Raw genomic sequence first — 8899 nt, forward strand, 5'->3', positions numbered from 1 at the left:
ACCGTTTGTGGCGTCACTCGCTGGCGAACGGCAACCGCCTTGTTCTCCATGCCATCGGCACAGCCCAACACGATGCGCGCTCGCAATGCCATGGCCTGCGCGGTCTTGCGCCGCAGCGTCAATGCCGTGAGTTGTTCGCGCTCTGCATCGCTGAGCACCAGTTCGCTCTTGGGTCTGCCTCTCATTGCCACCTCGTCGTGTCGACACACTACACGACGGACACAGGCAGACCAAATTAGTTCAACGAATTTCTAACTCGGGATACTAGTGAAGCGTCCTACGCGGAAGCTTGATAGTGAACACGCACCCCGTGCCAGGCACGTCCCGTACGGTCAACACACCTCCGTCAGCCTCGACGTTTCGCCGCGCGATGGAAAGGCCCAGTCCCAACCCGCTCTTGTCGTCACCGACCTGAACAAAGGGCTGGAAGATGCTCGCGGTTGCTCCTGGCGGAAGTCCCCCGCAGTGGTCCCTGACCTCGACCAGAACATGGTCCCCTTCGGCGAAAGCGCTCAGCGCGACCTCTGTGTGAGCGTGAGTGAACTTGAATGCGTTCTGCAGCAAGTTCACCAAGGCGGCCAAGAGACGATCCCGATTCCCAGAGATGCCGAGTGCAGCGTCTACATCATCGATCGAGAACGTGCAGCCCTTGACGCTCGCGTCGAGCGAAGCAGAATTCTTGGCCTCTGCCACAAATAACCCGAGCGAAAAGGCCTCCCCATGCGGCGTATCGGCTGTGGCCCTGACCTGCGACAGCGAGAGGCTGAGCAGGGCCGCTAAGGAAGACAGGCTCCTTTTCAACACAGCCCCGGTCGAGCCGCCGATGGGAAGCTTCCCCGATTCCAAGGCGGCGAAGGCCAGCGTTGCCGTGTGCAAGTAGTTTCGTAGCTCATGCACCAGCATGCCGAGACGCTCGTTTTCCTCGGCGGACTGCTGAAGGGCGACGCTGGCGTCACGCCAGAAGCCGAACTCAGTGACCGCATCGGCGATTGCGTTGTCCAGGCAACGGTTTAACGTGCGGAATTCATCAACGGAGAACGGAGCATCGCGCTCGACCGCGAGGTCGGTGATGGCTTGGCAAAGGTCGCCGTAGTCGTGCACCACCTGGTCCACGGAAAAGYCGAGCCCCAAGAGTTCCTTGCCATGCGCGGCGGCGCTCAGGCCCATTTCTGACAAGGCGGTTGCGTCGCCGCCCGCGGCACCGGAAATCCTGAAGCTCTCGTCAATCTCGCCGTTCTCCTGTGCTTCCAGCGTTCTCATCAGCTGGTCCAGAAACATCGGAATGCCATTGGCAAGTTGCGCCGCCGTCGCGGCTCGCCGGGGCCTCTGCGCGACCTTGGCCTTGCACCGTTCAATCAGCTCGTCCCGATTGTTGGATAGGAATCGATGCATATGGTCCTCTGTCAGTGGCCCCGGTTTCGACAAAGTCGAAGCGTTCAGCGGGGGAAGCCGGTGTCCCGTGCATCTTCACGAAATCCTGGCAATCTTCCACATTCTGCGCTCTGCGAGAGTGCGCTACCGTACGTCATCGAGGGCCCCGTTGGGGCAGACGATTGCCATTCCTCAACGACAGCATGAATAAGATCCCTGTGAAGGGGACGAGTTCCGCAGGTTCGGTGCGATTGACGGCCGGCTGACGGCTAGGGCCAAGGGGCCAAGAAGGGCAGCGCTCGGCCAACTGCATGCGTCCTCGTGCGCGCCCCGGTCAGTGCCGCCATTCAGAATCAGTCGCCTTCGTCCTGTTGACGCCCGGACGCGCATGGCGGCGCGCTATCGCGTTGGCTCCTACAGAATTTGAAACCCGCTGTCGCCGGACTGTGGCCGCGCTTCATAGTCCTTCAGCCACGTCTTGAGGCGCGTCCACAACGCTTCCTCTGCTAGCTCGCGGTCAGAGAAGGTGCCGTTGAGGGCGATGCGGCACATCAGTTCCCCTGACCGATAGAGGTCGGCGTAGTAAAGCCGTCCACCGTCGGCTCCCAGCGCTGCTTGGACCTGCACCGTCCATTCAGATGAAAGGAACCGCGAAGCGTAGACTGAGTTGCTGTCACCCATGGGCAGGGTGAGGAGAGGCGATTCGTTGGAAAAAGGCCATTCGAAATCCTCCGCACAAGGTGCGTCTTAAATGAGCATTCGGACTCACGAAGCTGAATATTTACTGAACCGGCCGGCCGGTCTGGTCGGCTCGCGAAGGTGCGGCTGCAACATGCGGAGTTCCTTGGGGAGCAGAGCGAACGACGGCTCGGGGCGCCATTGCGGAAGTACAGACCCCTCGTCCTTTACTTGGCCTTCAGGAGGCAACCAATCGGGACGGAACCCATTCAGAACCCTGAAGTATGTTCGTACTGTTCAGATGATCCTTCCTCTGGGCCGTGGTCGAGCGTGGCCGGGCTCTGTCCTCGCTCACCACCGAGGACGCCATCGCGTACCGCGCTTTCCTGCGGCATCCGGYGCCGCGGGGGCGCTGGGTCGGATCGGCCCGGCCGCGCTCCTCCGCCGACTGGCGACCGTTTACCGGCGCGTTGTCGGCGCGTTCGGTGGCCTACGCCTTGTCGGTAGTGGGCGCGATGTACCGCTGGCTGATTCAGCAGCGCTACACCATGGCCAATCCGTTCGCCGGCATCAAGGTTCGGGGCGCATCGCGTTCGGAGGCGCTGGCTGGTACCCGCGTCTTCGGCGAGGGCGAGTGGGCGGTGATCCAGGCCGTGGCCGAGGGGTTGGAATGGGGGCACCATTGGGAAGCACCAGCCGCACAGCGTCTGCGGTTCGTGCTGGATTTTGCGTACGCAACGGGYCTGCGCATCAGCGAACTGGTTGACGCCACGCTGGGGCAGATCGTGGTCGATGGGCATGGCGATCGCTGGCTGCACCTCGTGGGCAAGGGCAGCAAGGCTGCCAAGGTCGCGTTGCCGCCGCTGGCGCGCGCGGCGCTTGACCGGTACCTGATGCAGCGCCAGTTGCCGATCACGCCGGCCCGATGGGATCCAAGAACGCCGATCGTTGGCAGTCTTGATCACGACTCGGCCGGCATCACGACGACAAGGCTGTGGAGCGTCATGCGGCGCTTCTTCACAAAAGTGGCCGATGTCATCGAAGCGGAGAGTCCGGCTACTGCAGAAAAACTGCGACGCGCCAGCCCGCACTGGATGCGACATACACATGCGACGCATGCACTGGCGCGCGGGGCCGAACTGACAACGGTCCGCGACAACCTGCGTCACGCGTCAGTTCAAACCACTTCGATCTACCTTCATGGAGACGAGATCAAACGAGCGCGTCAGATGAATGCTGCGTTCGGAGCGCCGCCGCGCGGCGTTTGAGCCGCTGAACCGCTCTGGGATCGCAAGGGCAACGTGATCCGTGCGGCGGTCGACCGCCTGGGCGCCGCTCAGCGAACTGCGGCCGCCGGCGCCACCGAACCGAGCGACCAGGACGACACGCGAGAGGCACCCCGCTCATGAGGCCAGCGCGAGTAGCTGCAGCCGCATAGTGGCTCGGCGACGGTTCGCTCGAACCACGCGCTGGCTCAAACGCTGCGTGCCAGAACGATCAGCACGATGGTGACCGTTACCGCGCCGCCAATGCGCGTAGCGATCTGTGCGAACGGCATGAGCGTCATGCGATTCGCGGCGGTCAGGATGGCTACGTCGCCGGTACCTCCCTGTCCGCTGTGGCACGCGTTCACGATGGCGGCCTCGATCGGGTACATATTCAGCCAGCGACCGACGATAGCTCCAGTCGCCATCAGCGTCACGACGGTCGAGACAATGGTGATCAGRTTGGGSAKGGTGAWWGCKGCCAGCAGCTTGTCCCAGGGAGTGAGCGAWACCCCAATGGCAAACAGCAGCGGGTAGGTCACTGCCGTCGAGAAGAACTTGTACACCACATGCGCGCCGCTTTGCAATTGCGGCGACACCGCCTGCGTCAGCTTCACGATCACGGCAAGAAACAGCATCGCCACCGGGGCGGGCAGACCAAACAGGCGCGAGCACATGATGCCCAGCAGGTAGAGCGTGAGAGCGGTGATGCCGGCGGCGGCGATGTGCGTCACATCCATGTGGCCGGTGATCTCTTCCTGCTGGGGGTCCATGTCGTCGTGCTCGCCCGGCTGCAGCCGGCCTTCACCTGTGAGGTGCGGCATCTTCTTGCCGACGTAGTTCAGCGTGCCGGCCAAGATGATGGCGGTCAGGCTGCCGAGCATCACGGGTGGCAGCACGGTCGCGAACAGCGTGCCCTGGTCCTGGTGCAGGATTTCGGCGTAGCCGATCGACAACGGGATCGCGCCTTCGCCCACTCCGCCGGCCATGATCGGCACCACAATGAAAAAGAAGGTGTGATAGGCGCCCAGCCCGAGCAAGGTGCCGACCAGCGTGCCGACAGCGCCTGCTGCGACGGTGCCGGCTGCCAGTGGCACGAAGATCTTCAGGAAACCCTTGATCAGCACGTGGCGGTCCATGCCAAGAATGCTGCCGACGATGATCGAAGCGATGAACAGGTAGAGGAAATTGGTCTGCTTGGTGAAGTCCACGGTCACCTTGATCACATCAGCCGGCAGCCAGTGGTAGTACACCATCGCGGAAGGAATGAAGGTAGCGAAGATCGCGCCCGCGCCAATACTACGTAGCACCGGCAGGCGCTTGCCAATCTCCGCGAAGGTGAAGCCAAAGAACGCGAACATCACGATCGCCAGCGAAATCTCGCCAGGCAGCTTGCCGCTCACGACGAAGCCTGCGATCAGCAGGCCCGCGAGCAAATATACCGGCAGCGGCAGGATGCCGATGCGGATCTCCATCAACTTCCACCAACCGTGGGGCCAGAAGCCTTGTTTGTTGGATGGATCGTCGTCCAGGCGAACGGCTTGCACTGCTGTAGGTGTACTCATGATGTCTCCTTGGAAATGCATTGCGCGAACAAGCTTGCACGGGCGGCTCGGTGGCGCGGCGCCTAGGCCACGAATTTGCAGAGAGACGCCGCCGTCCGCGTATCCATGTTGCGACCGCGATTCATGTGATCGTCGATTTCAGCCGCACAACCAATCATGCGCGGGTAGAGAAAGATCGTGAAGGCCGCAGTCTCGAGATCGCTTTCGCCGATTTCGCCTGCCTGCAGTGGCTTCCACAGCATTTTGAGCAGCAGAGCGGCGATCACGGCATCGATGTTGACGCAATACACGTTGCGCGACACGCCGGCGGCGAACAGCTGCTGCACCAGCTCGCGATAAAAGGCGTGGAATACGTTGGTCTCGCCGCGCTCTTCGAACAACTTGCCGATGAACACTTCGCGTGGGTCGTGATTCACCGGCTTGTCCTTGAACACCGGATGATTCACGCCGGGCAACTTGGCGATGTCCAGGCTGCCGGTGGTCTTCTGCTGCTGCTTGTACCGCGCGTACTGCTCGACCGCCTTCACGGCCAAAGCTTGCAGGTCGACGCCGTGGTCCTGGCTGCCGGGGTCTTTCAGGCCGCTGCCCTTGAACTGCTCGACGAGGTAGGCAATGCCCTCGTAGCCGTTGCCCCCGTGCGCGTAGCCGGTGTGGGTCAGGAAACCAGTCAGTGCCTTGTTGAGTTGCACGCGTTCGGGCTGCTCGGGCCCGTCGGCCGACACCGCGCCCTTGGCGCCCTGCGCCGAGATCGCGCCGGGCCCGTTGGTCAGCAGCAGGCCGATCAGTGTCTGGAAGGCAAACAGGTCGTCTTCGCCGGGGGTGCGACCCAACAAAGCGGCGAAGGCGATTTCGCCCAGGCTGAGACTGCCCAGCATGCGCTGTTGGTCGATTCCGCAGAAACGCCCATTCTCGTGCCGTGATGATTCGGCCGAGGCGCCGATCAGCGTGCCGAACAGTTGGAGCCACCAGGGGAAGCTTTCGGCAGTCAGGCGGGAGATGCGTTTGCGGCTCAGGGGCCCCCAGGCCAGCGTGGCCGAGATCGCGGCCAGCGCAGCGGCTTCGGTCGGGTGGCCCGGGAGGCTCCTGAGCCAGCGCAGGAAAACGGAGTGGCCGCCACGCGCATCGACGCCGGCGAGCAACGCCTCTGCGCGCGCGTCGGGCGTGGCCGCCGTCAAGCCCGGCTGACTGCCGGCGTCCACCGATCCGACATCGAAGCTGTCGCTCAACGACGCGCCGAACTCATTGCCGAGGCCGGCAGCGTGAAAGCGCTCGAGCATGAACTTGATTGCGACGCGAGCGGCCTCCTGCCGCCTCGGGCCAACGATGGCTGCTGCGGCTGCCAGCACGGCGTTGGGGGCATTGCCGGCTTCACGGCTGGCCATTGCCGCCGCCAACTCCGGACATCCATGCAGGTTGACGAAGGCGGCCACGGCGGGGGCGATCAGCTTGCGGTCGTTGTCGCCGCCCGGGTCGTGCAGCAGCGCCAGCGCGACGTTCGATTCGAGCGGCAGGGTCGCAGCGTGCAGCATGCTGGTTCCATGCAGGCTGCTGACCTGTGTCTTGGCGTCCATCTGCGAAGCACCCGATGCATCCTTCATGGCCTGGCGCGGCACCACGCCGCCAATCTGCGTGTTGAGCAGTGCCACCTGTTCGCTGTAGGGTGCAAGCGCCTTGACGACCGGCAGGCGGAGGTCGTCGGGCAGGTCCAAGCCGGCATCGGAACCGAACCACGGCTTGAGTTCGAGGGTGCCCTCGGGCGCGAAATCGGGCAGCGTGGCGTTCGCTCGCATCACGGCCGTGAGGGCGGCCGGGATGTGGGCGATGTTGGTCACCAGTGCGCCCTTGGCGGAAACGACTGGATTCTCGGGCGTGAAGATGGCGTCGACGCCGAACTTCTCCATGAACCAGCGTTCTTTCGCATTCGCATCGTCCGATCCGCCGGCCATCGCGCCTGCGTGGCCGACCGCGCGCGTGAGCTTGCTCTTCCAGCGGCCCACGACACAAGCCACTACCGGCTTGGTGAATTGAGCGTCGAACTCATAGTAGCCGCCCGGTTCRCAGTAGAGCACCGCCGCCTTGCTGCGCGCGTCGTTGGCCAGCGCGAAGGCGAACTCGGGTGCCGCGTAGTGGATGTAGACGTCCTTGCCGCTCGAAATGACCGTGGTTGTACCCCACCCCCCCATGCGCAGGTACTGCGCGATGGTGGTCGAAAAGCCGCCCGAGTTGGAGAAGATTGCGATCGAGCCGGGCCGCAGCGAATCGCCGGGCTTGTCGCCTCCCAGCGCGCCGCCGATGCGCACCTGGTTCCACGAGTCGGCCACGCCCAGTCCGTTGGCGCCGAAGATGTCGATGCCGTTCTGCTGCCCCATCGCGCGGATTTCGCGCGCGTCGTGAACTGAGATCTTCTCGGTGATGATGAAGATCTTGCGCAGGTCGGGGTTCACGCGGATCAGTTCCGCCACGCCGTCACGGGCGGCCGAGGGCGGCAGGTAGACCACGCCACAGTTGAAGCGATGGCCCGCGGCCAGCGCGTCGCGCACGTTGTTGTAAACCGGAATGTTGCCGATGGCGGTTTCCAGTACTGCGCCGCCCTTGCCCGGCGCCGTGCCGCACACCACGTTGCCGCCCGAATACACGTGGCTCACCGGCGTGACTTCGCTCGATTCACCGCCCAGGATGTTGAGTACGCAGACGCGATCGTCGCGCGAGGCTACCTGCGTCAGGGAACTGATGCCGACGTGGTACTTGAAGTCGCCGACGCTCTTGTTGATCCATTGGGATGCTTGCATTTCGGTCTCCAATTCAGGCGGCAAGCGCCGGTGCGGTGGGAATGGAAGCTGCGATGCCAAGGCTCGCCGCGACCTGTTCGCGCCCGCCGGCCTTCATCCACTCGTTGGCCTTCTTCGCGTACTGGATCACTTCGCTCATGTCGGAGTCGAAGCCGAACAGGCGGTAGGGCAGGCCCAGTGCGTCGCAGGTATCGCGCAGTGCGCCCATGCCGCGTACCAGGTTCGGTCCGCCGCGGCCGACCACGACGTAGAGCGGTGTCGGTCCCTGCGCACTGAAGTGCTCGCGCAGGGCGTCACCCATTGCGCGCAGCGTCTCGAAGATGTCGGTGTTGTTGCTCTTGCCGCCGATGATGAACAGCACGTTGGCCTGCTTGAGCCAGTGTTTGAAGCAGATGCGCGCCACTTCCTTCATCTTCTCGTAGGGTGGGTTGCCGCCAAAGTCGGAACTGATGATCGCCTCATCGCCCAACATCTCGGTGACCAGCGAGTTGGCGCCGCCGCCGAAGGTCGGCGCGAGGACGGTGCCCTTGTCGTTGATGACGTAGACGTCGCTCTGTCCCTGGTGCGTGCGCAGTTGATTGATCTCCTGCTCGAAGTTGGAGTAGTCGGCGGCGAACAGGTGCGGCGGCAAATTCAGGCGCAGCCAGCGCGGGTCATCGCGATCGAAGCCGCACTTGAAGTCGCAGGCCACCGGCATGAGGCGACCCTTCTTGTCCTCCCGCATGCGGATCGGGTTGAGCTCCAGCGTGGTCATGCCGAAGTTGTGGAACAGCTCCCACAGCTTCGGCAACTGCTGCACCAACGGCGAGATGATTTCCTTGGGTGCACCGATCTCGGTCAGCGCATTGGCGACAACGAAGGCCTTGAGTCCCGTCAGGGGGTCGAAGGGCACCATGGCGACGTGCTTCTTGTCGATCTCCTCGATGTCCATGCCGCCCATGTGCGTCAGCGTCATGGTCGGAGCCCGAAAGTGGGTGGAATCGCTGATCGAGAAGTAGACCTCGTGCTCCGCCGGTACGCCCGCCTCGAAGGTCACGCCATTGGCCTTGGCCTTGACGTGGCCGACTGTGTGCTCGGCGAAATAGAGCCGTTCCTTCTCTGCCAGTGCGGTCTGCAGGTCCTTCGCGMGGCCCAGCAACCCAGCCTTGCCCTTCTTGCCGATACCGCCCTTGAACACGGGCTTGATGAAGATCAGCCGGTGCCTGTCGATGAGGGACTTGATCTCTTCCTC

The 8899-nt window shown here is 63.3% G+C and carries 5 protein-coding genes and 2 pseudogenes; 1 reads left to right on the forward strand and 6 read right to left on the reverse strand.

Annotated features, from left to right (window positions below):
* From AC1DY5_RS30960 to AC1DY5_RS30970, 3 genes and pseudogenes are all read right to left on the reverse strand, one after another.
* A pseudogene (locus AC1DY5_RS30960) lies at positions 1–185 on the reverse strand (IS630 family transposase); the annotation flags it as partial.
* 79 nt (positions 186–264) lie between these two features.
* Entirely contained in the window at positions 265–1392 is a 1128-nt protein-coding gene (locus tag AC1DY5_RS30965; protein ID WP_478117694.1) for a sensor histidine kinase, read from the reverse strand.
* Between the two features lie 393 nt (positions 1393–1785).
* The gene (locus AC1DY5_RS30970; protein ID WP_478117696.1) at positions 1786–2052 is read right to left on the reverse strand and encodes a hypothetical protein; all 267 of its coding nucleotides are present in this window, start codon (positions 2050–2052) and stop codon (positions 1786–1788) included.
* A gap of 308 nt (positions 2053–2360) precedes the next feature.
* Here AC1DY5_RS30970 and AC1DY5_RS30975 point away from each other — a divergent pair.
* Positions 2361–3317: pseudogene (locus AC1DY5_RS30975) on the forward strand (tyrosine-type recombinase/integrase); the annotation flags it as partial.
* Positions 3318–3523: 206 nt separating this feature from the next.
* Here the strand turns inward: AC1DY5_RS30975 and AC1DY5_RS30980 are convergent.
* The 3 genes from AC1DY5_RS30980 to AC1DY5_RS30990 all read right to left on the reverse strand — a co-directional run.
* Positions 3524–4879, reverse strand: coding sequence for a 2-hydroxycarboxylate transporter family protein (locus tag AC1DY5_RS30980; protein WP_478117697.1), 1356 nt, complete (start codon positions 4877–4879; stop codon positions 3524–3526).
* Positions 4880–4941: 62 nt separating this feature from the next.
* Positions 4942–7668: a CoA-binding protein gene (locus tag AC1DY5_RS30985; RefSeq protein WP_478117698.1), complete on the reverse strand. Its 2727-nt coding sequence runs from the start codon at positions 7666–7668 to the stop codon at positions 4942–4944.
* A 13-nt stretch (positions 7669–7681) separates the two neighbouring features.
* Positions 7682–8899, reverse strand: a 1218-nt coding sequence (locus tag AC1DY5_RS30990) for an ATP citrate lyase citrate-binding domain-containing protein (RefSeq protein WP_478117700.1), incomplete at its 5' end; no start/stop codon positions are given.

It is taken from the genome of Variovorax sp. P4_D9, from assembly GCF_056401695.1.

Excerpts from the sequence above, each read along its gene's own strand:
- AC1DY5_RS30970 (WP_478117696.1), bottom strand. The coding sequence starts at position 2,052 with ATGGGTGACAGCAACTCAGTCTACGCTTCGCGGTTCCTTTCATCTGAA.